23 protein-coding genes and 2 pseudogenes are annotated in these 26,046 nt (G+C 50.3%); 13 read left to right on the plus strand and 12 right to left on the minus strand.

Features of this window, described 5'->3' with window-relative positions; translation table 11 throughout:
- The first annotated feature begins 150 nt into the window (after positions 1-150).
- Complete coding sequence (locus ACR8BN_RS21985; protein ID WP_083070608.1) at positions 151-1,713, plus strand: sensor domain-containing diguanylate cyclase; 1,563 nt, start codon at positions 151-153, stop codon at positions 1,711-1,713.
- A 68-nt stretch (positions 1,714-1,781) separates the two neighbouring features.
- Entirely contained in the window at positions 1,782-2,228 is a 447-nt protein-coding gene (locus ACR8BN_RS21990) for a VOC family protein (protein WP_031593775.1), read from the plus strand.
- A 228-nt stretch (positions 2,229-2,456) separates the two neighbouring features.
- Here ACR8BN_RS21990 and ACR8BN_RS21995 read toward each other — a convergent pair whose 3' ends face one another.
- Positions 2,457-2,858 carry an H-NS family histone-like protein gene (locus ACR8BN_RS21995; protein WP_010257055.1) on the minus strand — a complete coding sequence of 134 codons (402 nt, stop codon included), beginning with the start codon at positions 2,856-2,858 and terminating at the stop codon, positions 2,457-2,459.
- A gap of 1,182 nt (positions 2,859-4,040) precedes the next feature.
- Here ACR8BN_RS21995 and ACR8BN_RS22000 point away from each other — a divergent pair.
- Positions 4,041-4,220, plus strand: a pseudogene (locus ACR8BN_RS22000) (DUF2256 domain-containing protein); the annotation flags it as partial.
- Positions 4,221-4,272: 52 nt separating this feature from the next.
- Here the strand turns inward: ACR8BN_RS22000 and ACR8BN_RS22005 are convergent.
- From ACR8BN_RS22005 to ACR8BN_RS22015, 3 genes are all read right to left on the minus strand, one after another.
- Positions 4,273-4,575 (minus strand): hypothetical protein, encoded by a 303-nt coding sequence (locus tag ACR8BN_RS22005; RefSeq protein WP_031593776.1) that lies wholly within the window; start codon positions 4,573-4,575, stop codon positions 4,273-4,275.
- A 112-nt stretch (positions 4,576-4,687) separates the two neighbouring features.
- Positions 4,688-5,230 (minus strand): YfaZ family outer membrane protein, encoded by a 543-nt coding sequence (locus ACR8BN_RS22010; protein ID WP_039387415.1) that lies wholly within the window; start codon positions 5,228-5,230, stop codon positions 4,688-4,690.
- Between the two features lie 63 nt (positions 5,231-5,293).
- Entirely contained in the window at positions 5,294-5,530 is a 237-nt protein-coding gene (locus ACR8BN_RS22015; RefSeq protein ID WP_031593778.1) for a YgdI/YgdR family lipoprotein, read from the minus strand.
- Between the two features lie 373 nt (positions 5,531-5,903).
- Between ACR8BN_RS22015 and ACR8BN_RS22020 the strand changes: the two genes are divergently transcribed.
- A complete protein-coding gene (locus tag ACR8BN_RS22020) occupies positions 5,904-6,323 on the plus strand; it encodes a DUF1090 family protein (RefSeq protein WP_074399947.1) in 420 nt (139 codons plus the stop codon).
- Positions 6,324-6,999: 676 nt separating this feature from the next.
- Positions 7,000-7,380 (plus strand): YgiW/YdeI family stress tolerance OB fold protein, encoded by a 381-nt coding sequence (locus tag ACR8BN_RS22025; RefSeq protein WP_069027125.1) that lies wholly within the window; start codon positions 7,000-7,002, stop codon positions 7,378-7,380.
- A gap of 435 nt (positions 7,381-7,815) precedes the next feature.
- On the opposite strand, the gene ACR8BN_RS22030 is transcribed toward ACR8BN_RS22025, so the two are convergent.
- Entirely contained in the window at positions 7,816-8,286 is a 471-nt protein-coding gene (locus ACR8BN_RS22030) for a WbuC family cupin fold metalloprotein (protein ID WP_143991465.1), read from the minus strand.
- A gap of 338 nt (positions 8,287-8,624) precedes the next feature.
- Between ACR8BN_RS22030 and ACR8BN_RS22035 the strand changes: the two genes are divergently transcribed.
- The gene (locus ACR8BN_RS22035) at positions 8,625-8,849 is read left to right on the plus strand and encodes a FeoA domain-containing protein (RefSeq protein ID WP_031593784.1); all 225 of its coding nucleotides are present in this window, start codon (positions 8,625-8,627) and stop codon (positions 8,847-8,849) included.
- Positions 8,849-11,176, plus strand: a complete 2,328-nt coding sequence (gene feoB / locus ACR8BN_RS22040) for a Fe(2+) transporter permease subunit FeoB (RefSeq protein ID WP_434747838.1) — start codon at positions 8,849-8,851, stop codon at positions 11,174-11,176. The genes ACR8BN_RS22035 and feoB overlap by 1 nt, the downstream gene beginning before the upstream one ends.
- A gap of 125 nt (positions 11,177-11,301) precedes the next feature.
- Here the strand turns inward: feoB and ACR8BN_RS22045 are convergent, their stop codons facing one another.
- Entirely contained in the window at positions 11,302-12,333 is a 1,032-nt protein-coding gene (locus ACR8BN_RS22045) for an alpha/beta hydrolase fold domain-containing protein (RefSeq protein ID WP_109653751.1), read from the minus strand.
- A gap of 539 nt (positions 12,334-12,872) precedes the next feature.
- Here ACR8BN_RS22045 and ACR8BN_RS22050 point away from each other — a divergent pair.
- The 5 genes and pseudogenes from ACR8BN_RS22050 (at position 12,873) to ACR8BN_RS22070 (ending at position 15,678) form a co-directional block, all read left to right on the plus strand.
- Complete coding sequence (locus tag ACR8BN_RS22050; RefSeq protein ID WP_434747839.1) at positions 12,873-13,277, plus strand: amidohydrolase family protein; 405 nt, start codon at positions 12,873-12,875, stop codon at positions 13,275-13,277.
- A 32-nt stretch (positions 13,278-13,309) separates the two neighbouring features.
- Positions 13,310-13,896, plus strand: a pseudogene (locus tag ACR8BN_RS22055) (recombinase family protein).
- Between the two features lie 118 nt (positions 13,897-14,014).
- A complete protein-coding gene (locus ACR8BN_RS22060; protein ID WP_434747840.1) occupies positions 14,015-14,716 on the plus strand; it encodes a hypothetical protein in 702 nt (233 codons plus the stop codon).
- A complete protein-coding gene (locus tag ACR8BN_RS22065) occupies positions 14,709-15,131 on the plus strand; it encodes a hypothetical protein (protein ID WP_031593789.1) in 423 nt (140 codons plus the stop codon). Before ACR8BN_RS22060 ends, ACR8BN_RS22065 begins: the two co-directional genes overlap by 8 nt.
- A gap of 109 nt (positions 15,132-15,240) precedes the next feature.
- Positions 15,241-15,678, plus strand: a complete 438-nt coding sequence (locus tag ACR8BN_RS22070) for an amidohydrolase family protein (RefSeq protein ID WP_434747841.1) — start codon at positions 15,241-15,243, stop codon at positions 15,676-15,678.
- 270 nt (positions 15,679-15,948) lie between these two features.
- Here ACR8BN_RS22070 and ACR8BN_RS22075 read toward each other — a convergent pair whose 3' ends face one another.
- The gene (locus ACR8BN_RS22075; RefSeq protein WP_064703442.1) at positions 15,949-16,986 is read right to left on the minus strand and encodes a tyrosine-type recombinase/integrase; all 1,038 of its coding nucleotides are present in this window, start codon (positions 16,984-16,986) and stop codon (positions 15,949-15,951) included.
- Positions 16,987-17,933: 947 nt separating this feature from the next.
- Here ACR8BN_RS22075 and ACR8BN_RS22080 point away from each other — a divergent pair.
- Entirely contained in the window at positions 17,934-18,404 is a 471-nt protein-coding gene (locus ACR8BN_RS22080) for an SgcJ/EcaC family oxidoreductase (protein ID WP_031593793.1), read from the plus strand.
- A 299-nt stretch (positions 18,405-18,703) separates the two neighbouring features.
- Here ACR8BN_RS22080 and ACR8BN_RS22085 read toward each other — a convergent pair whose 3' ends face one another.
- From ACR8BN_RS22085 to ssuD, 5 genes are all read right to left on the minus strand, one after another.
- The gene (locus ACR8BN_RS22085) at positions 18,704-19,921 is read right to left on the minus strand and encodes a monooxygenase (RefSeq protein ID WP_069027118.1); all 1,218 of its coding nucleotides are present in this window, start codon (positions 19,919-19,921) and stop codon (positions 18,704-18,706) included.
- The gene (locus ACR8BN_RS22090) at positions 19,914-21,374 is read right to left on the minus strand and encodes an MFS transporter (RefSeq protein WP_434747842.1); all 1,461 of its coding nucleotides are present in this window, start codon (positions 21,372-21,374) and stop codon (positions 19,914-19,916) included. Before ACR8BN_RS22090 ends, ACR8BN_RS22085 begins: the two co-directional genes overlap by 8 nt.
- 359 nt (positions 21,375-21,733) lie before the next feature.
- On the minus strand, positions 21,734-23,143 hold the full coding sequence (locus ACR8BN_RS22095; RefSeq protein ID WP_434747843.1) for an LLM class flavin-dependent oxidoreductase: 1,410 nt from the start codon (positions 23,141-23,143) through the stop codon (positions 21,734-21,736).
- 68 nt (positions 23,144-23,211) lie between these two features.
- Complete coding sequence (locus tag ACR8BN_RS22100) at positions 23,212-24,624, minus strand: FAD/NAD(P)-binding protein (RefSeq protein WP_434747844.1); 1,413 nt, start codon at positions 24,622-24,624, stop codon at positions 23,212-23,214.
- A gap of 19 nt (positions 24,625-24,643) precedes the next feature.
- Positions 24,644-25,816 carry an FMNH2-dependent alkanesulfonate monooxygenase gene (gene ssuD, locus ACR8BN_RS22105; protein WP_434747845.1) on the minus strand — a complete coding sequence of 391 codons (1,173 nt, stop codon included), beginning with the start codon at positions 25,814-25,816 and terminating at the stop codon, positions 24,644-24,646.
- Positions 25,817-26,046 lie beyond the last annotated feature (230 nt).

The following is a 26,046-nucleotide window of genomic DNA, read 5'->3' on the forward strand; positions in this document are numbered from 1 at the left end:
AGCGCTGGTTAAACCAATAAAGAAGAAATTTTAAGCGAAATCTGCTGGTTAATTGCGGAACATCATTGTTGAAACAGGATTGTGGGATTTGCATTTTTGCTTTTGATTTACTGTGCTTAAATCAGTCAACAGGGTTTATTAAGGACAGGCATGACGTTTCGCCGGAAAAATGAGGGGCCAGCGCCAAAAATCTCGCCGCTGCTAAGAAGTATTATCCTTTCAGGCGTATTGCTCAGCGTGGCGGTGATTGGCTTAAATGTGTGGACGCTGCGGGAAGACTGGAACGAAACCGTCGATAAAGCTGAAGATACGGCGGTTAATCTGTCGCTATCACAGGCGCGCCAGGCGGACGATACGTTTTTGCAGACCGAGCTCTCTTTACGCGAAGTGCAACGCGAGCTCGAAAAGCAGATTGCCACAACCGGTGTAGATGGCGATGCGCTGAGCCAGACGATGCGCCTGTTGCAGAGCCGCCTGCCGCAGCTACACGGCTTGTTCTACTATGATGCGCAGGGGAAATGGATAGCCACTTCTATGAGCCGGATACCGCCTGACATCAATAATTCCGATCGTGAATATTTTGATTATCACCGCGCCAGCGCTCGCGATACCCTCCATGTCGGCCCGGTGCTTCGCAGCCGCACTACTCACGAGCTGGTGATCCCGGTTACGCTTCGTGTGAACGATGCCTTTAACGGCTTTCGGGGTGTCCTGCTCGCCACCATTAAAGTGGACTATTTCCGCCGTTTCTATAGCTATTATGAACTGAGCGATGGCGATGTGCTGGTCCTGATGCTGGCAGACAGTACCGTGCTTTACGCCCGTCCAATGCCGGATAGCTACATCGGTAAAAATCTCTCAGTGAGTCCGCTTTTCCTCAGGATGCTGGCCCATGCGGATAAAGGCAGCGGTCAGTGGACCGCTGCGCTTGATGGTAAAAAACGCATCTTTGGCTTTGTCCGCTCACAGCGATATCCATTGGTAGTGGCCGCGGGATATGACAAGCGCGCACTGTTTAACCACTGGCTTAAGAGCTGGGTACAGGATCTGATTCTGAGCCTGGCGCTGCTGATTGTTATTCTTTTACTGGGTGCATTTGTACTGCGTCAGGCACGGCATACGCTGCGTTATCAGCTTGAACTGACGCAATTACGCGATGAGCTGACCGCGGCTAATCGCGCACTGGAAAATCTGGCACAGAGTGACGGGCTGACGGGTGTTGCCAACCGGCGCCATTTTGATCACATGCTGACTGAATGCCTGCAGAACGTGGAGCGCAGTGGCCAGCCCGTGTCATTGATCCTGCTCGATATCGATTACTTTAAACGTTTCAACGATACCTACGGCCATGTGGCGGGTGACGATTGCCTGAAAAAAGTGGCTACTGTCCTGAAGAACGCCGCCCGCCGCAAAAACGACCTCACAGCGCGATATGGCGGCGAAGAGTTTGCCATTATTCTGCCTGGAGAACCGTTGTCAGCCGCGTTGCACCTTGCTCAATCAATCATCGACGCTGTTAACCGGCTCGATATTCCGCATCTCACCACGGAATTGCCGCAGAAGCACGTCACCCTGAGTGCAGGCTGCGCCGTCTATCTTGCTTCAGACTCACAACAGGAAAAAGAATCGCTGATAGCGCGCGCGGATGAGGCGTTGTATCACGCGAAACGGGCAGGGCGTAACCAGGCCATGTGTGAAGAACGAAGCGGCTGAGCATCCGTGATCAAATTCTGAATCCTGCCTGTGGCATGGTGACTGCTCAACTTAAACAGGGAGCGGCCATGTCAAACGATACCGGTTTCACTCATCTTGCTTTGCAGGTACGGGATTTAGAGAAGAGCGTGGATTTTTATCAGCGTTATGCCGGGATGCAGGTGATACACCAGCGCGAACCTGGCATTCCTGAAGCACAGAAAGTGGCGTGGCTGTCGGATTTAACCCGACCTTTCGCGCTGGTGCTGGTGCAATCTGACAACAGTGAGGATACGCCGCTGGGTCCATTTGGTCATATTGGCGTGGCCTGTGCCAGCCGTGAAGAGATAGATGAAAAAGTGGCACTCGCACGGCTTGAAGGTGTGTTGCGACGCGACGCGCAGCAATCTGGTGCGCCAGTAGGCTACTGGGCATTTTTTGCCGATCCTGATGGCAATACGCTTGAGCTCTCTTATGGTCAGCAGATCGGACTGGAAATTATCACAGCCCGCAACACGCAATCGCTGAATAAATAAAGCGGTTGAGATAACAGGATAAGACCCATTGCCTGTTGCGTGATTGCGTAAGGCTTTTGAGTTATTGAGTTCAGGGAACGCCTGAGCAGGATTATGGATGGAGAGACAATAACAAGATGAGAAAGGAAAGGGTACAGGCTGGCCGGTAATTGAGATGCTTGAGCCTGACCATTTATGGCGAAAAAACCGCCTGCCTGATGCAGGCGGTGTTTCATAATTCATACTGAATTAAATCAGGAAATCATCCAGCGATTTACCTGCATCAATGGCAGATTTAATAGCAGATGGGGTACGGCCCTGGCCAGTCCACTGCTTAACCTCACCATTTTCGTCGGTGTATTGATATTTAGCAGGACGAGGCGCGCGTTTTTTCTTCACTGCTGGCGCAGTCGGCATACCATTTAACAGTTCGTTAGGATCAATACCTTCCTGCAACAGTAATTCACGGTATTTTGCCAGTTTCTCAGCTTTTTCACGATTAGCTGCTTCAGAAGCCTGCGCTTCTTCACGTCGCTCACTTACCACAACCGACAGTTTTTCCAGCATTTCTTCCAGGGCAGCAAGGTCAAGCTCGCGAGCGTTTGCGCGAAGGGTACGGATATTATTCAAGCTGTTGAGAGTGTCACTCATCAAAGTCACCATAGTCATGTTCAGATAATAAAATACAGAGCGGGTTCACGCTGATGCTTTTCGTCAGACCTGCTTTTTTAAGATGCTTGCCTTCGAAGAATCAAAATACAGAACCGGTAGTTCAACACCAACATATTAATCGCTTTCTCAAAGAGTTTAAACTGTAATTAACGTAAGACCCTTAAACAAAAGTAAAGTTACTCTTTTTTTTACACTCTTCGCTCAAAATGTCAAAACGGTGCACCATCTGATGATGCTGAATAATTTAGTTACGTTATGGATAAACTGTGCTTTCACGCTGTTTTACCAGCGGCATCGCTTCGCTAATCCCATACCTGCTTTGTTCTGAGAGTCAAACATCGTTGCATACTTCTTCCAGCTAAAGCTGGATATGGGCATGAGGTTAATCGTAATTGTTTTGTATAGAACACATAGCAAAATTACGGAAAATCAGCATTAGCGGGCTGATTTATTAGACTATTTGTAAGGTCATGATAACAGGTTAATTTATCACGTTAAATAACGTTCCGGTTAAGACTATCATCGCCAGGCGGGTTACGGGCTGGTTTTAAAAGCCTGGATAGACGTACTTCAGTAAATGGATATAAAACAGTCAGAATTACGTCTTACCGTATGTCCCTCGATTGATTATTTACGGGCGTAATGACTTTTCTAGCCGTCGTATGGGGCCAGGGAGGCTATCTGCTGATCAAGGCAATCTGAGCAACATCATCCGGGTTCCATATTGCCCTATGCGCTGATAAAACGGTAAAGCGGTGCGATCTCAATTGCCCTCAATACTTACTTACAAGCGTTATTGATTGAGTTCATTGCTTACTTACATCACTCGTTTGTGACACAACCTATAGAATAAGAGGCTAAACAAAAAACCTGGTCAGATATCCCTGCACTTTTAAAGGGAATGCGCTTTGTTAACCATCGCAATTAATTGGTCAGTCGCCTACCCGTGTGTCAAGGAATCCAGACAGCTCAGATTTCAAAGTGCGATGTCAGATCAAATGGCAGAATCACTGAATAAACAGTTAATGAGTTGCTTCGGCAAAGGAGCATGACGCTAACTTCGCGACAATCTCGCCTTCCCTTATTGGAAACGGCACTAAGCTAAAAACTGTACGAGGACACTATTGTCAGCATTATCAGGGTTTCTCAGGAGGGACTAAGGTATTTAAAGGCAATAAAAAGGCATTACCGGTTCGCTACTGTAAAACGTGTAACAAACCGATGTCATGGCGAAAAAAGTGGGAACGATGCTGGGACGAGGTGCTGTATTGCTCGGAACGGTGCCGGCGGCAGCGTGCTGAACGACAAGAGGATGATACAGAAATAAAACCTGACCTCTGAGGCTGATTACCGCTGGCCAGGGGTTGACCTGGCCTCGGGGAGGGAGATATGGCTATTGCTGAATCTCAATCTGCTGCCAGCCTTTTTTAAACATACAATCTTTCACAAGGATCTCTCGCTGGTTTTCATTGGCATCGCTGGTAGAGTAATCGGTGTCAGTGGTTTTATATTTACTGTCTTTTGAGGTGTATTTACCGCTAACGACATTGTCAGGAGGTAAATCCCGCAGTGCCTGGGCCCGACAGGCTGTTTCCGCTATTGTTTCCTGCTGTTCAGATGCATCAGGCTTGACCCATTTATACTGCGCACATCCGGTCAGACAGAGAGTAAATAACATTAGCATAAGAGGTTTCATAATCTGTTTCTCAGTGCTCCCCGCCTGAGTTTAGACGAGTAATTGAGTAAGGAAACCGATCGGTCAATCTGCAGGGTTTCCTCACCACAAAAAAGGGAAGAGTCATCCGACGTTAAAATGTCAGGCCGCCACCGATATAGGGACCATCGATCAGGGTATGACCCGGACGTCCATCTTTGCCATCAACACCCGCATAGCGATAGCCCACTTTTAAAACCAGTGGCCCCACAGGTGACCAGCTGACACCGCCATTGGCCTCAACGAAATTCTTGACGCTGTTGGTCAACTGTTCCGGGGCGGAATAACCCTCTCCATACAACGCAAAATTAGCAGGAAGATTGATTTTCACACCGCCGCCAACAGGAAATGCAACGCCGTTGTCTCCTTTTTTGCCGCCGATGTAAGCGGCTTTAACGCCAGCCGTCAGCATCACCGGTCCGATTTCCAGGTTATAACCGGTACCCGCCTGACCAATCTGAACACCATCCGCCGTATTTTTCATCCACTGACCATCGACGTAAAGCCCGCCGGATGAACGGCCGATTTCTGCATCCAGCACCGAAGTGTTTTTACTTTGTTCGGCGTTCAGGCCAATGGCCATGGCAGAGGAGGATGCACATAATAATAAACCAAAGCCAATTACAGAAATTTTCATTGCTCAGTTTTTCCACAGGGTGAGATTTTCAGGATAACGATTAAGAGCGTTATTAAAGCAGATTTACTTTTGCACAATCTCTTTAACATCATGCTGTTGTAACTGATGCATGTTTCCATCCGTGTCTTTATAAGAGATCATGCCTGTTTCTTTATCTCTTGCGGGTTTTCCATGAGTCGTAATCATGTGCCCATCGTTGGTGGAGATCACGTAATTGCTTGAGCAGGCGGAAAGGGACATAACGGAAGCCATCATCGCAACAGCGAAGGCGAATTTCTTGCCAGAATTAAAAGATGTCATTTTACTTTCCTGTCGTTACTTTTTAAGAAGATGCGGCATTATTCGCTGTGATTGTTAAACGACATGCTAACAATCTGGCAGTTTGCATCTTTATCGGGAAGAAAATGATCTGGATCAACTCCATGGCTTGCTCAGGAGTATGCAACATGGACGAGCCTGAATTGTGTTTCGACCAGATGTGCACCCACTTTATTTCAGAAAAATTTTCTCAGCTGTTAAAAATTAACAATCATTACTGGACTTTAACAATGAATCCAGAATTGGAATATAACTTCATTTATCAATTTATCTCTTGTGACTCTGATTTTCTTCGCTATATTCAATCGGAACTATCATTCTGATTAGTCTATTTTAACAAGGATTTTATTTAGCTATGAAAAGTAAAATTATCGCTTTGATTTTGATATCGTCACCCCTGGCAGGGTTCGCTGCGACAGATTCCTGTAATGATCAGTTGTCAGATATTTTAACCAAAACTGAAATGGCCAAAAAACAGGGTAATAGTGCAGAAATTGCACGGCTCAATATTGCTCGTAATAAGGTTGAAACGTATTGTACTGATGAACGTCAGGCAACGCGCGCATCTCATGATGTCAGCAGACGCGAGATGAAGGTAAAAAAAGCGGAGCTCGAGCTCCAGGAAGCCCAGGAGGAACTTGCTGAAGCGAATACAGAAGGTCGCACTGACAGAATCATGAAGAAAACCAGTAAGGTAGAGGAAAAGAAACTGAAGCTGGAATCTGCAAAAATGGATTTGAAAGAAGCCCAGGATGATGCTCAGAGACTGAAATAATTTTCACTTATTCGGAGGCTCATGCGGGTGAATCTCCGAATTTCGGTAAATTCTGCATGCGTCTTTATCTCTCCTCAGTTGTGATGGGCATCAGGCTATCACCACTCTCTTTAAGAAAGTTTCAATACTAAACGGGTGTTTAACCACATTTCATTTCCTGGTTTATGTATTTGCAGACAGCATTCCCCTCCTTTTTCGCGCCAGAACAGACCACATTATGGATGGGAACTATTGCCGTAAACGGATTGCTTAACGTTACAGGGATCCGTCACTACCGTTAGTCACGCAAAAAAAACCACTCAATCGAGTGGTTATAAAAAGTACAAAATATATAATGAGCAAAACTGAGATACAGAATGATTTAATACTGGGATATATCTATGCCAGGAAACAATAGCCGTTAACAGGCAGGTGAGCTATGTGATTTGTGCGAAATTATGCAAAGTGAAAGCGCAAGAATTACCATATTGTAGTGGATGTTAAAGCTTACCTCTCAGATAAGAGTTTATTTTGTTGTTAACAACACATGTTTAACTTTGATTGTTATATTGTAATGGAATTATCGTTCGCTTTATGTTCATTACATTTTTAAAACACGCGTAGATAATCCTTCTTCTTAAGATCCCGTTAAGATCTGCATCGTAAATTAGCCTTACCATTTAACGGAGATAAAAATATGAAAAAGATTCTTTTAGCAGCATTGTTTGCCGGTATGAGTTTTGGAGTTTCTGCGCAGGAAGGCTTTGTGAGTCCAGCAGGGCAGGGGTATTCTCAGGGCGGATTTAAAGGTCCGACGCCCGGCGTAGTTTCTGTCGCTCAGGTTAAGACACTGCGTGATGACGCATGGGTCGTTCTGGAAGGTAACATTATCAGACAAGTCGGGCATGAACTTTATGAGTTCAAAGATGCTACCGGAACAATTAATGTCGATATTGATGACAAGCGCTGGATGGGGCAATCGTTATCACCGAGTGATAAAGTCCGCATCGAAGGTGAAGTTGATAAAGACTGGAACAGCGTAGAGATTGATGTAAAAACGGTTCGTGTTCTGAAGTAAGCTTTATTCGCTCATCATCTGGCGGTGGCCTGAAAATCAGGGCACTGCCATTACGAAAATGATCCTCCCAGGGCGCCTTTCTTCTCTTACAGCAACTAGCCCAACCGCTAATTAGTTACAACACCCTATTGGAGCATATAAGGTTACCGGCGCTATCCTGCCAGATTGGCTTTTTTTGATTAAACCTTAACGGAGCCGTTCTGTGAATCCGAGTGCTCATTGACCAGCCGCCCCGCACGGCCCGAAGGGCCGTAACTGTTATTTATAGCACTATAGAATGATGTAACTAAAACGATACTGTTAACTTCTTGCGGAATTTTAAAAATGGGGGAACAGTAACGCCTGGCGGAAATTAGCGGTAAATGCTTTCCATCGGGTTTCGCTCAGGCAGAACGGCATCGATAGCGATACCTTTTACTCAGCGCAAAGCAACTATTATCTAAAACCCTCACCCACTTGTGCCTGTGCGTACCATTTCATTAGCTCCTCAGCTCCCGGCTCATTTTCGGCGGGTGCCCAGGGGGCTGAGTCCTGTTCAGTCAAAGGCTGGTAACCCCCGTGTTTAATCTCAAAAATAACGCCACCTTTATCCATCGATAACACCGCATGCCAGGTGCCTGCGTCCGTCTCCAGCACCTTACACTCTTCACCTAAAACCACCCGTTGGGTCACATGCCCATTTTCGTCAAAATGTAATACCTGAAACCGCCCACTGAGCGAGGTCAGCAACTCAAAGGTATGCGGATGTCGGTGAGGGCGGACATAGGTACCCGGCTCCATAGCGATGGCCAGCCGCTGCACCGGATTGCTCAATTCAGGGTGTAAGTTACGATTGGCTCGCAAGCGAGGAGAATCCGCAGCCTGCTCGCTGAGTTGCTGGAGGTGAGTAACAGTAATTTGTTTCATATAAGCCTTTTGGATTTTGGACAACTTACGACAATCAGATTGCCGTAAGGCTTGTCGCCATTCTCAACGGACGAATAGCCCCCTGCATTCATGGAAAAATCACTGCCCGGATTATAGATGCCGACGCCCCAAAGCCCAGAACCTGACGATAGGAGATCTTATAGACATCGCCTGTATCAACCCTTCCCGTAAGCAACCAGGTTACAGGAAGATGTTCTCTGTTTTCTAAACGAAAGCCATTCAGAGCGCTTTTTCACTGTCTGCCCGATGCCAGATCAAAAAGCGAAACGCTTATCATTTATAGAATGAGTGCTTCTTACTCTTAGGCAGGGCGTGATATGGCAATGAATATGGGCAGTACCTACCGAATCCTTGGCTATAAGCCATCGGTAAATTCCGCCTGGCGCCAGAAATTACTGACAATGGGTATGCTTCCCGGCGCAGTTATTGAGGTCATTCGCGTGGCGCCAATGGGCGACCCAGTGCAGATCTCTACCCGCCGTGTCAGCCTGGCGGTGCGGCAGCGTGACCTGGACGACATCATCCTGGAGGAAATCGTCTGATGAAAAAGATAACCATCGGGCTGATTGGTAACCCCAATACCGGCAAAACCACGCTGTTTAATCAGCTCACCGGTGCCCGACAGCGGGTAGGGAACTGGGCTGGCGTCACGGTTGAGCGCAAAGAGGGGCAATTTTTTACCGCGCAGTCAGATGTCCGGCTCATCGATCTGCCAGGCACCCGATCGCTGACGACGCTATCTGCTGAAAGCTCGATAGATGAGAGCATCGCCTGCCAGTATCTCTATCAGGATCACGCCGATGTCGTGATTAACGTCGTCGATGCCTCCAGTCTGGAAAGTAATCTGTTCCTGACCTTTCAACTGCTGGAACTGGGCGTGCCCTGCATTGTCGCCCTGAACATGCAGGATATTGCCGCCAGCCAGAACATCACTATTGATGTCGCAGCACTGTCAGCTCATCTGGGATGTCCGGTTGTTTCACTGACCTCAACCAGGGGTGATGGTATTGCCCAGCTCAAAGCGCTGATTGACCAGCCTCATATTTACCGCGCACCGGAACGGGTACGTTATCCGGCCGCGATTGAAACGGCCATTGAGAAGCTCTGCCAACAGATGCCCGCCGCCATAGCCCCACAAAAACGCTACTGGCTGGCCTTGCAACTGCTGGAAGGGGATATCAACAGTCAGAAACTTTGTCCGTCGCTGGTTCCGCATTTGCCCGAGATTATGCAGCAGGCCGGTGGAGAGACCGGCGTACAGATTGCCGATTACCGCTATCGCACCATCAATGCACTTTGCGCGGCAGTGAGTAACATTCATCACGCAATGCCCGCCGATCTGACCCGCAAGATCGATAAAATTGTGCTGAACCGCTGGCTGGGCATTCCGATATTCCTGGCAGTGATGTATGTGATGTTTGTTCTTTCAATCAACATTGGTGCTGCGCTACAGCCACTGTTCGACAGCAGTTCGGTGGCGATATTCATTCATGGTGCACAATGGCTGGGCTATGTCAGCCACTTCCCTGACTGGCTGACGGTTTTCCTGGCGCAGGGTATCGGTGCCGGTATCAATACCGTGCTGCCGATCATTCCGCAGATTGGCCTGATGTTCCTGTTCCTCGCTTTCCTTGAAGACTCCGGCTACATGGCGCGCGCCGCTTTTGTGATGGATCGTCTGATGCAGTCACTGGGCCTGCCGGGAAAATCCTTTGTGCCGCTGATTGTCGGCTTTGGCTGTAATGTCCCGTCGGTCATGGGGACACGGACGCTGGATACACCGCGTGAGCGTCTGCTGACGGTGTTGATTGCGCCTTTTATGTCATGTGGCGCACGGCTGGCGATTTTTGCGGTTTTCGCTGCGGCATTCTTTAACACCCACAGTTCCAGTCTGGTTTTCTCCCTCTATCTGCTGGGCATTGTGGTGGCCATCGCGACCGGGCTGGTGCTTAAGCATACCCTGCTGGGCGGAGAAGCCTCGCCGTTTATCATGGAGTTGCCGGTCTATCACCGGCCTCACCTCAAAAGCCTGCTGTTGCAGACCTGGCAACGGCTGAAAATGTTTGTGGTGCGAGCCGGACAGGTGATTATCCTGGTGAGCATGCTGATTGGCGTACTGAGCAGCTTTGCCTTTAATGGCCAGATGGTTAATGACATTAACCACTCTGCGCTGGCGGCGACCAGCAAAGCGATCACGCCCGTGCTGTTGCCGATAGGGGTCACTCAGGATAACTGGCAGGCAACCGTGGGACTGGTGAGCGGCATCATGGCGAAAGAGGTCGTCGTCGGCACGCTCAACAGCCTTTACACCACAGAGGCAATCCAGAGCAGTCCATTTGATCCGCAGGCTTTCAACCTGCTGGATGAGCTTAAAGAGGCGCTGACAGAGACCTGGGCGGGGTTAACGGCTGCCTTCAGAATTGATGCGCTGGCCCATCCCATCGATGCCAGTAAAGGCGATGGTGAGATGGCGACCGGCTCGATGGGCGTGATGTCAGCCAAATTTGGCAGTGGCTTTGCCGCTTACAGTTACTTAATTTTTGTCCTGCTTTATGTTCCCTGCGTCTCGGTCATGGGCGCTATTGCGCGGGAAGCCGGTAAAAAATGGATGATGTTCTCATTCTTCTGGGGACTCAACATCGCCTACACCACCGCCACGCTGTTTTACCAGACCGTCACTTTTGCCGACCATCCTGCATTCAGTGCTACCTGCCTGATAAGCGTGCTGGTGCTGAACGGAATCATCCTGCTGGCATTGCGAAAAGCGGGAAGCCGGGTACAGTCAATACCGGTCATGCTCAGGGAGGAAAAGGGGAGTTGCCGCGGCTGCCACAGTAGCTGCAGTAAACAGGAAAATTACGTGCAGTAACGGCTAAAGCCTGGCGGGCCGGATGATACGTTACACGGACCTGCAGCAGTCGAGTGAGTTAATAAGCGCCAAATGAGTGCTTTCTTGTCTGCACAGGTTAACAGGCAAGAAAGCATCTCATTAAGTTAAAGGCTGGCGTCAGGATCTGCCGCTGATGGATTCTGTGATTTCACCGGTCCGCCCAGCGCCTGGCGGAACCAGTGGGTAACTTTGGTGATTACCTCAGGTTGATACCAGCGGTAATCACCATGCTCAGCCCCTTCAATCAATACGTATTCAGCACGGTCACCCGCTTTTTTAAGGGCGTTATAAAGATTCGCACTCTGCTCCGGAGAGACCAGAGTATCGTTACTGCCGTGCATAATTAAAAATGGCGGTTTAACGCCTTTCAGGTGACCAACCGGACTTGCGTAAAGCGCTTTCTCGGGCTCGTCGGTCACTGATGCCCCGGCGAAATCGCGGAAAGCGGCACCATTAACCAGCAGAGCTTCAGTTACGGCAGGGGATTGATGCACTTTTTGTATTGCATCGGGAAAGCCTTCGCCGATGCTCCGTAGATCGGAAATGCCATACAACGTGGCCACCGCCTGAACATCTGAAGACTGGTCAGGGAAATCGCCTTTATCAAACGTTTTATCCCCATTAGTAGTCCCCATCATCTGGGCGAGCCATCCCCCAGCCGAATCGCCCAGAACCCCTATACGCGCCGGATCGATGCCATACTCTGAGGCATGCTGGCGCAGATATCGGACTGCGGCTTTGGCATCTAAAACTGGTGCCGGAAAAATATCAGGAATAGTGCGGTATTCTGCAGCAGCAACTACAAAACCGGCTTCCGCTAACGCCAGCCGCATTGAAATAAATTTGTCACGTTCCGCTGTCAGGAAACCACCGCCGGGAAAATAGACGATCGCTGGTTTCAATTCATTGGTGCGGGGAACCAGCAGTGACATATGCAATTGCCTGACAGAGCGCGTGCTTTTTACCTGGCGGTAAACCACATCTCCGATATTGTCGATCTGGTCCTGACTGCTGTTAACCTGGATAATCTCTGCACCCTGAGCGTAGCCTGGCAGCTGATCCTGAGCGGATGCGATGGTTGTAGTAGCGACTGAAAGCATAACAACTCCCGACATTAAGAGGGGCCAGTTTCCCATATTTTTGTCCTGTAATGATATAAATGTTAATGCGTTGTCCGGTATGAGTATGACAATAAAGGCTGCAACTCTGTAAACCCGGACCATAATGTAAACGATTTAATATTGACACACTTAAGCAGCTGAAATTCAAACTTCAGACAACATTGACTGACACACTGATAAGACAGCAGCAAAAAGGATTAATTTCAGAAGTTAAATGATCTTTTCAGATTAATAATTTCATCGTATTTTTGGTATCTTCAACCTACCTCATTTCACCTATTATTCCCGCCCTGAAAAGAGTGATACGGATTTTTTAAAAAAGTAAATGGAGTAGTAAATGAAACTTGAGTTTATAGCATTGTTGTCTCTTTTCTCTTTTTTACGCAGCAGCAGAAACGGTTGGATATCGGGCGGAGATCATCTACTTTAAAGCCGACCCAGCAAAAGATAAAGAAGCAGCCGCCCATTACAAAGGCAGCTATCTTTTTGTTAAATATGTATATATTTTAAATTCGGGTGATTATACGATACTGAAAGATCAGCCGGTCGACAGCATGATTGACTACAGCGGGAAAATTATTACGCCTGGACTCGTTGACACTCATGTTCATTATCCTCAAATCACCATGATCAGTGAATATGGCGAACAGCTTATTGGCTGGCTCAATACCTACACGTTTCCAACAGAAATAAAATACAGCAATCACGCGTACGCTTCACAGGAAGCGTCTGTCTTCCTTGATCAGTTGGTAAAAAATGGCACAACCACGGCACTGGCGTTTGCAACCCGTTCGCCAGTCTCAGTGGATGCATTTTTTGAGCAGGCGTTAAAACGTAATATGCGTATGATCAGCGGCTGGCGTTGGCCGCCTGATGGTGTCCTAAACTGTTCGGTGTCACACATTGGATCTCCATGCTGTCCGAAAGTAAGTGAAATTAGTTTCGGACATGCATTATGATTCTTACATCCTTTTCGGACGGAAATTTCATTATGTCACGCGTTTTTGCTTACTGCCGCGTTTCCACACTGGGGCAGAACACGGAAAACCAGCGCAGGGAAATAGAAGCTGTCGGTTTTGCCATCACAAATCCCAAAGACTTATTGAGGAGCACATCAGTGGCTCCGTTGCTGCCAGTGAGCGGCCGGGATTAACCCGTCTGCTCGACAGAATGGAAAATGGTGACGTGCTGATTGTCTCCAAACTGGATCGCCTTGGACGAAATGCTATTGATGTCAGGAAAACGGTGGAACAACTGGCTGCATCGGGTATCAGGGTCCATTGCCTGGCGCTCGGAGGTGTGGACCTGACCAGTCCGGCGGGGAAAATGACAATGCAGGTTATCTCGGCTGTAACAGTGTTTGAAAAGGATCTGCTAATCGAGCGCACGCACGCCGGTATTGCGCGGCCAAAGGCATCAGGATAGCGTTTCGGACGTCCTTCCACCCTGAATGATGAACAGAAACAATCCGCCCAGGCACGCCTCAGCGCGGGTATTAGCGTGAGCGCGGTTGCCCGAGAATTCAATACCACACGACAGACTATTCTCAGGGTAAAGGCAGGCAACTCAACAAACTAAGAAGATCACCTGCTACACCTGTTGTTAAAAGTATGCCCAGAGGTTTCGACCAGGGATATAAAATCTAATGAGGACCAGGTAGTTAGTTTTTTTAATTAAAAAGGAAAGGAGATTAAGGATGAGTAAAAGAAATGATATTATTGATGGTCGGCAAAGTCATCTTAAATATGGCCTTATATATACCGAAGTCCTTGGATGGATTGATCTCGGTCATGCTCAGGGGACTGACATAAGAACGCTGTTGAGAAGTATTGATTCCGGAGAATCTTCAGGCAAGGAACGCTACGACGTTACCTATTCGCAGTCTATGATTGATCCGACAAGAACCATGAAAATGGGTAAATTTATTACCTGGCATATCAAACGCGGTCGTCCGTATTTCGAACGTAGAAGCATTGCGCTGGCAATGATGATGTCACTGGCCCGGAAGTTTGAAGGATTGCAGGCATCATTCCCCATCAATTGCGTTACAGATAGTGGCTTTAGCGGAGAAGATCTGGTGTCAGATTTGCTGGGTTTTTACCGTGTTGTCACCATGCCTAATCCCTTTGAACTTCTGCGTCCAGTCAGCAAAGCAGAGGCGCTAAAAAGATGGGATTATTACGGTAAAATCGGCTCCTGGAAAAACGATTCCTTTTTGCCACTTTTATTCCCCGCCCCTGAAAAATCCCCCAATGCGAGGCCTCGAATAGGATTTCTGCCGAATTTTATGACGACAGTCAGACCGTGGAGTGACTTCCATTCGGGGATAGTTGGTATTGCCAGCGCTGATGGTTCATATATAGACAAAGCTAAAGGGGGAGCATTACCCTATGCGTAAGTCACTCAAGGTATCAGGTGGTGCAATTATCGTTATTGCTATTGCTCTCACCTATGCCTGGCCATGGGTCAAAATGGAATTCGCTGGTAGCGCTCACTATACCGAGCAGGATAAACGGGAGTATGATTTTTATACTCCTGACATACTAAGAAAAATGCCGCGAATTTCCGCCCGTTATTCCTTTGATTTTGCAAACATCACAGGACCTGCGACGCATGTGTATGCAGTGAAATTCTACGATACGAAAGATACCAGTAAAATAGAAAATTATCTGACGTCCATAGGATACAGGCGGACTGAGTGTGACTTAGAGTCAACCTGTTGGCGCAGAACTGATCCTCAGGAATCTGTTTATGTCGGCGCTTTGAATGGTGAGAAAACCGTAATTGTGCAGGTTGTCTACAACTTCACATAACCATTTTCTACTGGTGATTACATATTAGCTGAGAGCATAACAATCAGAGCTGCATCGTCAGCTCTGGTTGTGTAAACCCGACATTACGATAAAGGGGAAATGTCGCATTTTGTATGCTTCGCTCCCATCAGGCCATAAAGCCCATCATTACAATATCCCGGTTGGTTTAGGAACCGATGTCGGCGCAGGCACAAGTTTATCTCTACTTCAAACCATGGATGAAGCCTACAAAGTGACGCAGATGCGCAAGGCATTCACGGATAAACCTGACGCCGTCCACTCACTGACACCGATGGAGAATCTCTACCTTGCTACGCTGGGTGGCGCAACTGTCCTCTCCCTGCAGGATAAGATAGGCAGCTTTACTGCTGGTAAGGAAGCTGACTTCGTCGTCCTCGACCCTCAGGCTGGACAGGTTCTCGCCGGACGCAACAAAGAAGCTAAGAGCATCGAAGAGCTGCTGTTTGGTATGGAAATGTCAGGGGACGATCGAACTGTTACCACACACGTATGTGATGGGAACCAAAATGAAGTAGGGTTCGTGTAATTTTAATTCTCCTGCTGCAGTTCACTGAGCGCCAGAGCAGGGTTCACTGCCGGGCGCAGCAACTCACTCATAATTGCCGACGTGCTCTGTTTATCATGACAGAAACGCCGCAGGTGGTATGGCAGTAAGAATAAATCAATTAAATCAGCCGGATGAACGCTGTGGATACCCGCCGCAGCGATAATCCGTACCGGCTTACACACAGGCTGTCCACTTTTTCTGTGGATAACTTCAGCCTGAAAAAGGGCTTTATTCTCTTTTCAGGAGCCATCAGCCAGGATAATCAGGGTCACTATATTGCTCCATAAACTCCACCATGGCACCTTTGTGTGCATCCACATGGCGGATATAGCGCATCAGTGTTTCTGGTTTTTTCCAGGTGCCTTCCTGCATGATCCTGGCAATCGGATAGCCTTTATCTGCCATATCCTGCGCAGCTCCCACCCTGGCGCTGTGGCCACTCCAGCCGGTGTAGCGATTTTTGTTGGCCTTTACTGCGCCCACTTTTCCGGCAGTACGCCATGCACGGCTAAAAATCTGTTCCAGTGACCTTGTGCTCATCGGCTTTTCAGCAATCAGTGGCCGGCCAGACCGATGTACTGCAGTAAACAGCCAGGCATCAGGCTGGCTTGATATCCCGGACGCTTCAATCCACTCCTCCAGTCGCTGAGTCGAACGGGTGCTGAGCGCCTTAATCAATCCGCCGGTCTGCACAATAGTTTTTGTCCACGCCACATCCAGAATGATACGTCCATCGCCGGCACGCATCACATCCCGCACCCGCAATCGCGACAGTTCACTGATACGCAGTAGTGTCGCATAAGCCACATGTAAAAAAGCCAGATCGCGAAGCGCCTGAAGGTTATCAGAACCTGCCCATTCTTTATCCAGCGCCAGAAGATCTGTCAGCCTGAAGGGCACGGCCTGGCCTGCCCGCTCACCGTTGATCACGGCTACACGGTTTATCTTCTTCATCGTACGGAAAACCAGCGGAGAGACATTGGGCACCGGCAATCCGGCGTTACGGTGTAACATCGAAATTAACGCCGCGTGTGAAGTGACGGTTGAGGAGGCCCGGCCGCTTTCAGCCAGAAAAGAGAGATAGTCACGCAAATCGTCTGCACTCATGGGCAGGAAGCTGCGCTGGTTATCTTCCGACCAGCGATTGCAGATTCGCATTACGCTAAGCAGCTGTCGCCAGGTGTTAGGTGAGAAAGCCTCTTTATCCTGAACGAACTGCCGGAGCCGTTCGGTGATATCGCTATTCCGGTCAACCGTCAGAGGGGTTAACGGCACTAACTCACTCATGTTTGCTCACTTATCAACCAAAGACGCCGATGATCGCGCTACGTTAATTCTGAGAATTAAGCAGGGGGATAACCGGGCAGAATTTACGTAGCGTTGTCATTTTCAGGGCGAACTTTACTGCTATCCATCTTAACCCGGCACCATCTATATGTCATGACTTCGTATAAGAACAATTATACGAAGTCATGATTGGGTGCAGCATCCAGCCTTGTTTTTACCGGATCGCGAGTCACTACAATCGGATGGGGCAGGGATTCATGGTGAGTACACACTGATGTTTATCGATAGGCGGAACAGCATCTGCTATCGGAACATCGGATTAAAACAGGATACTGACAAAAAAAACCTCAACGCGGGATAGTTTAAATTCTGAACCTGTTATCTGTTCAGACATCACTTAATTAAATCACGCATTCTGACGCTGATTTATTTATCGCGATAAACAGTGAAAATGCCAGAAAACTTTATTTGAATGAGCGCAGACAGGATTAAATAGTCAGCCTGTTGAATCTGACGCTCATAAAAAACCCCAGATAACATTATCCTTAAGGGTTTTCCTTTGAAAACTTTTTTACTCTTAACATTACTGAAAAAATGGGCGGCACTATATTCACAGGCCTGAATTACAGACTGCTCAACTGTACTACTCACAAGCCTGGTGCTATTAAGATACAGGATAAAAAACTAAATCCTGCCTTTTTGAAGATTTAAATACCTGATGGTAATTATCATCAGTTATCTTGCAATCCAGCCAGTAAAAGCGTCGATGCGTATATTTATCATATTTTTGAATCAAATGAGACTGGCCATTTATTTACCGCATCGGACTCATTTTCGATAAGACAGCATGACCATACCGCAATAGCGAATTATTAGCACTTTTTATGGCGGCGTCTGGGATGTCTCACAGCTCGCCGGCTTCCACCAGGGTAAAAGAGGATATTTTTATGAAAAAAACGTTATTATCATTATGCCTTTTAGGTCTCTCCTGCGCGCCTGCAATTACGCTGGCACAACAGCCCGTGACCTGTGTTAAAGCCTCCGAGCAGGATGTCGCAAGCCTGTTTAATACCTGGAATGATGCTCTGGCAACCGGCGATGCAACTAAAGTCTCTGAGTTATATGTCAGCGATGCCGTTTTACTGCCGACCATTTCAAATCAGGTACGTCTGACCGATCAGGAACGTATCGATTATTTTAAAGATTTCCTGAAAAAAGGACCGAGCGGTAAAATCGATTCCCGGACTATCAGAATCGGTTGTAATAAAGCGATTGATACCGGCGTTTATACATTTACTTTTAAAGATAGCACCCACGTCACAGCACGTTACACCTTCACTTATGTCTGGGATGGTCAGGGCTGGAAAATCTCAACTCATCACTCTTCAGCTATGCCAGAGCCTGTAAGTAAGCCTTAACAACCACGCTGATGAAAAAAGAGCCAGTGTCATGATGTAATGCTGGCTCTTTTCCCTTTGCAAAAAAGTAACCCTTCAGGCTGGCAGAAAATAACGATCGATTGATGCTTAATAAATGATAATTAGCATACGTCGCGTTTAGCGTGTTTATTTACCGCATCACGTACTGAATGACCGCTATTAAATGGCCAACGCCAGTTTCCTGTCCGGATAAAATGAAAACTGTCGCTATCCCATGCTGCTTCCGTAGCAGGCTGATCCATTACCACACCCAAATACCTGCCCATGAAACAGCTATTTTATATCCCGTTTCCATTGCCTATCTGCCAGATGAAGGTCGGATCGGTGCCGTTCACCTCCCAGTCACCTACGTTACGTAGCTTGTAGATCACCGGATTGTGCGATGACACCGTTCTTGCATTACGCCAGTGCCGGTCGAGTGCCTTGCTGACGCGGGTATCAGATGCACCCAGCGCATTGAAGAATTCTGTTGCCGCACGCGTCACCAGCTCAACGGCCACCGCCTGTGCCTGGGCAGACTCCACTTCGGCCAGCACGTTAGCCGCATGAAGCTGCGCCTCATCTGCGCCACTCAGTTGCAGCTCAAATGCCCTCTGCAACGAGTAGGTCGCCCGGTCGACAGCGGCTTCGACTGCCCATGCCCAGCTGCTTATCTGACCCACCACTTGCAACACCTGCACATCCTGCTTCACCTGCGAAGCATTACCATGACTGTAAATGCGTTTACGCTGCGCCACGCCCTGAGCGGCATCGCGTACCACTGCCCGCCCGATGCCCGCCAGCGTGGCCAGTAAGACATGCTGATAGAATGCCGTCTGATAGCGGAAACGCTCACTGAAATCATAGACATGTGGCAGTTCAACCCGGGCCTGATGAAAGCGCGTAGTGCCGCTGCCGGTCAGCCGCTGCCCGAAACCATCCCAGTCATCATCGCGCTCCACCTCATTCTGGTGGGTGTTCACCAGGGCAATCACGTCACGGCCATTGTCAGTACGCTGAGCATAGACATCAATCCAGTCTGCATAGAGCGTGCCGGTGCTGTAGAACTTCTCACCGCTGATCCGCCATCCCATTTCATCGGGAGAAACCTGAGTATTGACCTCACCCAGCTTCACCGCGCCGATTTCACTCCAGCCGCTGCCCACCAGCTCACCGTCCACAAAGCGGCGGAACCAGCGACGCCGATCCTCGCTGGCAGGCTGGTTCAGGCGATCCTCAATAAATGCGAAGTGCGCACGCAGCGCCTGTGGCAGGTTCGAATCTGCCTCAGCCAGTTCGGTCAGCAGAGCAAATAACTGGGGCAGCGAAACCCCAAAGCCGCCTTCTTCTTTGGGGATACGCAGGGTGCCGAAGCGTGCCGCTTTCAGCCAGTTGATCGGCTCATGCAATAGTGTGCGTTCGGTTTCACGGGCACTGGCCCCCTCAGCGATGCGGGCGAATAGCGGCCTGAAATGCTGAACCAGTTCGGCAAATTCGGTACGATTTAATTCAGACATGATCCACTCCTGAGTCGGGTTGTTCATCGATGTCCTGTCGGGTCGGTTCAAAACGAATGATTAACAGGAAAATAATCGGGATAAGGGCGGCCAGTGAGACAATCCAGAACATATTGGTGCCGTAACGCGCCTGCAAAATTGGCAGAATAAACAGCGCCAGCGCGCTGCCCACACCAGAGAGCGAACGACTAAAGCCGACACCGGTGGCGCGTATGTGGGTCGGGTAGGAGAGCGCCGGATAGATCATTAACTGCGCGCCGGGTCCGAATCCCTCTGCGAAGAGCCACAAACCCAGCATCAGTACCGCAAACACCACGCCAGCAGTCGCCTGTGGATGACCGATCAAAGCCAGCGAAATCAGCGCGATAAACTGCAGCGCAAATCCGGCGATTGCGACATGCCGTGAAGGGAATTTCCACGCCAGTCGCATCCCCAACAGCCCGCCGGTAAAGGCGAACAACGCATTCAGTCCCAGTGAGGCAGAGATGGTTTCAAATACACCCGCGCCCAGAAATTGCGCCAGGATAGAGGGCAGGAAGAAAGCGATGGCGGTGTATTCAAACGAAATACAGACGTTCATCACCGCACTGACGACCGTGCGCTCCAGATAAGGCTTCTGAAACAGTACGCGGAAACGCACTTTCGGCGTCGCTTTCACCGCATCGGTTTTAGCGGGCGGCTCCTCATGCGCAACAATGCCGTAAGAGTCACGCAGAATACGCACCGCACCGCTCAGGTCGCCCTGATTCGCCGCCCACAGCGGTGACTCATTCATAAACTTACTGCGCACCGCAATAATCAGTAGCGCCGGTACGGCGCCAAACAGCAGCGAGGCGCGCCACAGCCAGTCAATATGTTCGGCGGGCAGCAGGAAATAAAGCGCAAAAATAATAAAGAAGCAGGCAGACGAAGCCGCATACCACATCGGGCACCAGGCTGCGAGGCGCGATGCTTTATTGCCCTTGCCGGAGAACTTAGAGAATTCTGCCAGATAGGCCATGGCAACTGGCAGATCGATCCCGACGCCGACGCCCATCAGAAAACGAGCACCAATCAACACCCAGACGTTGGGGGCGAGCCCTGCTGCAATGGCGGAGACGACAAAAAACAGCATGTCCGCCATAAACACTGAGTAACGGCCATATTTATCGGTCAGCCAGCCGCCGACCAGATTACCCAAAATGGTGCCGATCATGATTGACGACGTCACCAGGCCCGTGAGTACCGGGATTAAACCAAACTCCTTGACCACATCATCAATGCCGTAGGAGAGGGTAGTGAGATCGTAGGCATCAAGAAACACGCCGCCCAGCGCCAGGAAAACAATCCAGCGCGCATAGCTGTTTTTTTCGGTGTTACTGTTGATCAGCCGGGCCACATCACTCACCGATCGAACCGGTTGAGAGTGAGGCGGTGGCGCAGTTAAGGTGTTGTCAATTTCTAATGTAGTCATCGTATCCTCGTTATTATATTCAGCAGGTAACGAGGGTTTTATATGAATTCCCGGCATAGTTAACAACCAACAAATACAGATAACTATTATAATTAATTCAATAAGATAGTATCATATTTCACCCACAACAAACCCCGCATGAAGTATAAAATTCATCCGGTAGTATTCAGCGAAATGTTGTTTTTTATACTGCTGAAACGCGTGAGGTTTCAGCAGCACATGGCAGACCGATTCAGCAACGGTTAACAGCAATGACCGGTCCGGTAATGCCTGTCCATCAACCGGCGACAAGACGTACTCTTGTCTCTTTGCACTTTGCTATGCGCCGGTTATTCATGCCGGACAGCCAGCCGTCTCTGTTATGAAACTTCCACCCTGGCTGCTCGCTGTTCCACATCCGCACTCCGGCGATAACCGGCACCCGGATGCGGCAACGCCAGCCGCGGCCCCTGGCCAAATAACTTTTCACGCAGCGTGCCGGGCTGATACTCCTGCTTGTAGACGCCACGCTTTTGCAGTTCCGGCACCAGCAGTTCCACCACGTCAGTAAAGGTTTCGTGCGTCACGGCGTAGGCGAGGTTAAAACCATCGACGTCTGTCTCTTCAACCCAGCTTTGCAGCTCATCGGCCACCGTTTCGGCGCTGCCCACCAGCAGCGGACCAAATCCGCCAATGCCTACCCAGTCTGCCAGGCCCTGCACCGTCCATTGTCGGTTGGGATCGGCAGTAGAGAATGTCTCAACCGCCGACTGAATCGCATTGGTGTGCAGATGTTTCAGTACCTGATCCGGCTGATACTGCCCGAAATCGATACCGGTCCAGCCTGAGATCAGCGCCAGCGCGCCTTCGTAACTGACATAGCGCTTGTACTCCTCCCATTTGGCCTGCGCCGCGAGGTCGGTTTCACCCACAATGACTGTCTGCAGGTTGAAGACCAGTATGGAGCGGGGATCGCGTCCCGCTTCAGCGGCTCTCCGGCGAATATCCGCCACGGTTTTCTTCAGCAGAACTTTCGAAGGTGCCGCCACGAACACGCATTCGGCATGTTCCGCCGCAAACGCTTTACCGCGGCTGGAGGCGCCCGCCTGGTAAAGTACCGGCGTGCGCTGCGGCGAAGGTTCGCACAGATGGATGCCGGGCACCTGGAAGAATTTACCCTGATGATTAATCGGATGGATTTTATTCGGGTCGCTGAAAATATGACGTTCACGATCGCGCAGGACCGCGCCATCTTCCCAGCTTCCCTCCAGCAGCTTATAGATAACCTGCAGGTATTCATCGGCATAGTCGTAGCGCGCATCGTGGTCGGTCTGGGCCTGATGTCCGATATTACGCGCACCGCTTTCCAGATAGGAGGTCACAATATTCCAGCCAATGCGGCCTTTGGTCAGATGATCCAGCGTCGAGATCCGCCGCGCAAACGGGTAGGGGTGCTCAAATGACAGTGACGCGGTCAGGCCAAAGCCCAGATGTTCCGTCACCAGCGCCATCGGCGTGATTAACGCCAGCGGATCGTTTACCGGCACCTGCGTGGCGTGGCGAATTGCGGCCTGGTTATTGCCGTTGAGCACGTCGTAGACCCCAAGCACGTCAGCAATAAACAGTCCATCAAACCTGCCGCGCTCCAGCAGGCGTGCTAAGTCGGTCCAGTACTCCAGCTCTTTGTACTGCCAGGAACGATCCCGGGGATGCGCCCATAAGCCGGGCGATTGATGACCGACACAGTTCATATCGAAAGCATTCAGGCGAATTTCACGTTGCGATGACATAGCGACTCCTGGGCGGATGCGGCAATCGCTTGCCGCCCACCTTTTAGTGATTGCTCCGGAAGGGTGATTCAGTAGATGAGTGAACCGGGACATCGCTCGCTGAGGGGCAGCGGCATAGTGGAGAGTAGCTGCCGTGCTACGGACTCAGCGTGTTCTGCAACCTGCGGTAATCCCATGAGTTCGCCAAAGCGACCACGCGCGGCAGGCCCGGCCACAAAGAGATGAGGATTGGCATCACCCTGTGCATTCAGCGTCTGTGACAGCGCGTTAACCTGAATGCCCAGCGCCAGCGGGTCGGGCTGAATCACGCCCTCGCCGTGGAGCTGGCGCAGCAGCGCGTTGCTTTTAAGCAGTGCGTTGTGCGCTGGCCCGGTGGTGACAATCACTTTATCCACCACCCGTATTTCTGATTGCGCTCCACGCCGGCGCAGCGTCAGCTCAAGATTGTTTCCCACCGCTTCTGCCCCCATCAGACGTGCCGCCAGCAGTGACAACTGACCGCTCGCCTGCTGCTGGTTCAGAATCTGGCTTACCTGTGGGGCAATCCGGTAGCGGTGAACATCCCACCAGGGGCGAAGATGGTGCAGAAAACGCTGCTGCTCATGCAGTGAGAGGCTCTGCCAGATATGCTGACCATTACGGCGGATATCATCCAGCACCAGCTGCCAGGGCAGATTCAATGCGGCCGCCTGTTTTACCTCCTGACGCACACGACGTAACCAGCCACGTGCGCTGGCGGGCTGCGGCTGACTGTAATCCAGGGTGTAGCTCTCATCGCTGCCGCTCAGGTTGGCACGCGGCAGCTGTCCACGGCGTGAGAAGGCGGTAATCTCTCCGCGATGCTGCTGGCGATGCAGCGATGCCACCACATCGGACATGGTCAGGCCTGAACCGATAATCCCTACCCGATCGTCAGGTGCGATCTGTGCCAGCGCGCCATTCTGCCAGGGATTGGCAATCAACCCCGGATGCCCCTGTAACGGCTTCAGCAGCGCGGGCAGATCCGGCGGTGGATGGCTGATTGCCAGCACCACCTGATCAGCCCGGATCTTCTGCCCTGAGGCTGTGGTCACTACGCCATCCTGCAGCGCAACTGCGCTGTCACGCAGATGGCTGAGTTTTACCGGCGAATGCTGCTGCTGATGCACAAACTGCGCATTGACCCAGCGACCAAACTCACCACGTTGCGGGTAAACATTGCCGTCACGCCACAACGCGTCCGGGTCGGCCTGAAAGGCGGGTGATGTGCGATAGTCGCGGTCAAATATGCCCTCTTCATCACCAGCAAGCTGCATTCTGGCGGCCGGCACATTGATGCGGTGGGCCGGATCGGTGGTGCCGTATGCCACCCCCTGAGCAAGCTGCGCTCGTGGTTCAATCACCGTCACGTGCAATCCTGCCTGGCCAGCCCGGGCCAGATGGATCGCCAGCGCGGTTCCGGTAAAACCACCGCCGATAATGACTATCTGCTGCTGTGACATAAGCAAGCCTTCTCTTCTGTTAACTGGCGCTGGCCTGTTTATCAGGACGACGGTCACCGCCAATGGTTTCACCAAAAGGACCGGTGTTCACGCTGCGCTGTTTCTTTTCGGCGTTGGCAGCCAGCGGTAACAGCGGCATCACCAGTTCAGCGAAGCGGTGCGCCTCTTCAAGGTGCGGATAGCCGGAGAAAATAAAGTTCTCGATCCCCAGCGCCTGATACTCCCGGATGCGATCGGCTACCTGTTGCGGACTCCCCACCAGCGCAGTACCCGCGCCGCCGCGCACCAGGCCGACGCCTGCCCAGAGATTGGGGCCAATGCGCAGGCTGTCTCGTGAGCCCTGATGCAGCGCGCTCATCCGCGCCTGTCCGGCTGAGTCCATGCGGGCAAAGATCTTCTGCGCTGCGGCAATGGTCTCTTCATCCAGATGAGAAATCAGCCGATCGGCCGCCGCCCAGGCTTCCTCTTCGGTTTCACGGACAATGACATGCAGCCGGATGCCGTAGGAGAGGCTACGGCCACCCTCCTGCGCCCGCTGACGAACCACTGCCAGTTTTTCCGCTACCTGTTCAACCGGCTCGCCCCACGTCAGATAAGTGTCGATCTGATTCGCCGCAACGTCGATAGCGGCATCAGACGAACCACCAAAATAGAGCGGTGGGCCATTTTCCTGCACCGGCGGGAAGAGGATCTCAGCGCCTTCCACGCGGATATGCTCACCCGAAAAATCGACCTTCTCGCCTTTCAGCAGGCGGGAGTAAACCTCAAGAAACTCTCTGGTCACCTGATAGCGCTCTTCATGACTCAGAAAGATGCCGTCACCTTTGTTCTCAACCGGATCGCCCCCCGTGACCACGTTAATCAATAAACGTCCGCCAGAAAGCCGATCCAGCGTGGCCGCCATACGCGCCGCCAGGCTTGGCGGTTGCAGGCCAGGACGCACGGCCACTAAATAGCGCAGCTTTTTGGTGATCGGAGCCAGTGCAGAGGCGACAAGCCAGGAATCCTCACAGCTCTTACCGGTCGGGATTAATACACCGTAGTAGCCCAGATTATCTGCCGCCAGCGCAACCTGCTGTAAATAGGGTAAATCGACTGCTCTGCCGCCTTCGGTGGTGCCAAGATAGCGCCCATCGCCATGGGTGGGCAGAAACCAGAAGAGGTTGAGGTTTTCCTGTGTCGCATGACTCATTAGCAGATTCCTTTATAACGATATTTGAATTTAATACATAGGCATAAATTCTTTAGTTATATAGGTGTTAGCAGGATGCATGCCACTCTGTGTATTGAAATTTATTTCATTAATTCAATAACATATTTGTATTTTCTCTTGCTGAATATTGCTGCATTTGCGACAGGTAAAGTTACAGCCTGCTGCATTGGCAACAATCCGGTCTGGTTAGCCTCTCGTTTCCGCGTTAG

This window comes from Pantoea sp. Lu_F5_004 (assembly GCF_051136245.1).
GTDB lineage: Bacteria > Pseudomonadota > Gammaproteobacteria > Enterobacterales > Enterobacteriaceae > Pantoea > Pantoea agglomerans.

Coding starts and splice junctions, on each gene's coding strand:
- ACR8BN_RS21985 (WP_083070608.1), top strand. CDS start 151: ATGACGTTTCGCCGGAAAAATGAGGGGCCAGCGCCAAAAATCTCGCCG.
- ACR8BN_RS21990 (WP_031593775.1), top strand. CDS start 1,782: ATGTCAAACGATACCGGTTTCACTCATCTTGCTTTGCAGGTACGGGAT.
- ACR8BN_RS21995 (WP_010257055.1), bottom strand. CDS start 2,858: ATGAGTGACACTCTCAACAGCTTGAATAATATCCGTACCCTTCGCGCA.
- ACR8BN_RS22005 (WP_031593776.1), bottom strand. CDS start 4,575: ATGAAACCTCTTATGCTAATGTTATTTACTCTCTGTCTGACCGGATGT.
- ACR8BN_RS22010 (WP_039387415.1), bottom strand. CDS start 5,230: ATGAAAATTTCTGTAATTGGCTTTGGTTTATTATTATGTGCATCCTCC.
- ACR8BN_RS22015 (WP_031593778.1), bottom strand. CDS start 5,530: ATGACATCTTTTAATTCTGGCAAGAAATTCGCCTTCGCTGTTGCGATG.
- ACR8BN_RS22020 (WP_074399947.1), top strand. CDS start 5,904: ATGAAAAGTAAAATTATCGCTTTGATTTTGATATCGTCACCCCTGGCA.
- ACR8BN_RS22025 (WP_069027125.1), top strand. CDS start 7,000: ATGAAAAAGATTCTTTTAGCAGCATTGTTTGCCGGTATGAGTTTTGGA.
- ACR8BN_RS22030 (WP_143991465.1), bottom strand. CDS start 8,286: ATGAAACAAATTACTGTTACTCACCTCCAGCAACTCAGCGAGCAGGCT.
- ACR8BN_RS22035 (WP_031593784.1), top strand. CDS start 8,625: ATGGCAATGAATATGGGCAGTACCTACCGAATCCTTGGCTATAAGCCA.
- feoB (WP_434747838.1), top strand. CDS start 8,849: ATGAAAAAGATAACCATCGGGCTGATTGGTAACCCCAATACCGGCAAA.
- ACR8BN_RS22045 (WP_109653751.1), bottom strand. CDS start 12,333: ATGGGAAACTGGCCCCTCTTAATGTCGGGAGTTGTTATGCTTTCAGTC.
- ACR8BN_RS22050 (WP_434747839.1), top strand. CDS start 12,873: ATGATTGACTACAGCGGGAAAATTATTACGCCTGGACTCGTTGACACT.
- ACR8BN_RS22060 (WP_434747840.1), top strand. CDS start 14,015: ATGAGTAAAAGAAATGATATTATTGATGGTCGGCAAAGTCATCTTAAA.
- ACR8BN_RS22065 (WP_031593789.1), top strand. CDS start 14,709: ATGCGTAAGTCACTCAAGGTATCAGGTGGTGCAATTATCGTTATTGCT.
- ACR8BN_RS22075 (WP_064703442.1), bottom strand. CDS start 16,986: ATGAGTGAGTTAGTGCCGTTAACCCCTCTGACGGTTGACCGGAATAGC.
- ACR8BN_RS22080 (WP_031593793.1), top strand. CDS start 17,934: ATGAAAAAAACGTTATTATCATTATGCCTTTTAGGTCTCTCCTGCGCG.
- ACR8BN_RS22085 (WP_069027118.1), bottom strand. CDS start 19,921: ATGTCTGAATTAAATCGTACCGAATTTGCCGAACTGGTTCAGCATTTC.
- ACR8BN_RS22090 (WP_434747842.1), bottom strand. CDS start 21,374: ATGACTACATTAGAAATTGACAACACCTTAACTGCGCCACCGCCTCAC.
- ACR8BN_RS22095 (WP_434747843.1), bottom strand. CDS start 23,143: ATGTCATCGCAACGTGAAATTCGCCTGAATGCTTTCGATATGAACTGT.
- ACR8BN_RS22100 (WP_434747844.1), bottom strand. CDS start 24,624: ATGTCACAGCAGCAGATAGTCATTATCGGCGGTGGTTTTACCGGAACC.
- ssuD (WP_434747845.1), bottom strand. CDS start 25,816: ATGAGTCATGCGACACAGGAAAACCTCAACCTCTTCTGGTTTCTGCCC.